We start from the raw sequence: 1,357 nt of genomic DNA, 5'->3' as shown, positions 1-1,357 counted from the left end.
AAGTTGACGCTTCTATTTCTGTCAAGCGGGTGTGGCCATCGCTGCGGTGAGCTGGCGGTGGAGTTGGCGGGCGATGTATCGCTTGAGGCAGCGTCGGATTTCGCGGGCGCTCTTGCCCTGGGCTCGGCGGCGCTCGACGTAGGCCTGGGTGGTCGGGCAGCGGCTCATGCGGATCATGGCGATGATGTGCAGTGCTCGGTTCAGGGCGCGGTCTCCGCCTCGGTTGAGCCGATGCCGGGTGGTCGGGCCGCTGGAAGCCTCGAGTGGGCTGGCGCCGGCCAGAGCGGCGAACGCGGCCTCGCTGCGGCAGCGCCCGGGGTGGGAGAACGACACGATCGCCTGGGCGGCGCTGACCGGGCCGATCCCGGGCTGGTCGGTCAGCCTGGGAGCGAGCTCGTCGACGATGCCCTGCAGCGCGGCGTGGTTGGCCTTGAGCTCGCGGCGGGCCTCGCGCAACGCGACGGTCAGGCGCCGGACCTCGCCGTGGCGCACCGCCTGCGCGCGGGTGGCCCCGACCGGTTGACGCCGCCGGGCCAGGGTGTTCAGGTCGGCGTCGGTGAACTTCCCGCGGGCCAGGGCGCGGTCGCGGTCGTCACCGTCGCGCAGCAGCGCCTTGAGCCGGTTGATCTGTCCCGTCGCGGCGGTCGTGATCTCCTCGCGGGCGCACAACAGTGTGCGCAGCGCCTCCCGGTCCCCGTCGGCCCGGGGTGTCGGGAGCCGGGCCGGGTCCAGGCGCAGCGCCCAGAGCACCGCGAGGTGCGCGTCGATGGCGTCGGTCTTGCCCCGCCCGCGACGTTCGGAGGCGGTGGGCTGCTCGGCCTCAAGCACCACCAGTCCCGCCCCGCCCAGCGCTCGGGCCAGCGCGGAACCGTAGCTGCGCGTGCCCTCGACCGCGGCAACCACCCGCGGGCCTGGTGCGTGCTGGGTGATCCAGCCCAGCGCGCGGGCGAACCCGTCGCTGGTGTTGGGGACCGTGCAGGTAGCGATCACCGCGCCGGTCGGGTGAGCGATCTCCAGTTCATGGGTGTCGCGGTGGGTGTCGACGCCCACGACGGCGTCGACGGTCTCTGCCAGCATCGGCATCGGCCGGTGCTCCCTTCCAGGGACAGCGGTCAGGTCGGCGCCGGCCTGGGAAGAGGTCACCGAGCGGCACATCTGTGAGGAGTCACGCCCGCAGGCGGACAGGCTTCTGATCAGGCCAACCAGGTGGGCCAGGCCGGCGCCAGCGACCTCGGCGGACACGTCAACTTCAAGGCACGCCGAAGCGGCCAGATCTAGCGCGAGTCACGTCGAGATCACCGGCACCGAGCCTGCTGGTCCTCCCAGCCGGAGCACCGCAGCGACACTCACAGATCTA

At 72.1% G+C, this 1,357-nt stretch carries 1 protein-coding gene; it reads right to left on the bottom strand.

Going from position 1 to position 1,357, the window contains the following annotated elements; genetic code table 11:
* Positions 1–21: 21 nt before the first annotated feature.
* The gene (locus QSK03_RS32865; RefSeq protein WP_285660037.1) at positions 22–1,242 is read right to left on the bottom strand and encodes an IS110 family RNA-guided transposase; all 1,221 of its coding nucleotides are present in this window, start codon (positions 1,240–1,242) and stop codon (positions 22–24) included.
* Positions 1,243–1,357: the final 115 nt, after the last annotated feature.

It is taken from the genome of Actinomycetospora sp. NBRC 106375 (genome assembly GCF_030269665.1).
Classification (GTDB): domain Bacteria; phylum Actinomycetota; class Actinomycetes; order Mycobacteriales; family Pseudonocardiaceae; genus Actinomycetospora.
This window is presented reverse-complemented; position numbering and strand designations above follow the sequence as displayed.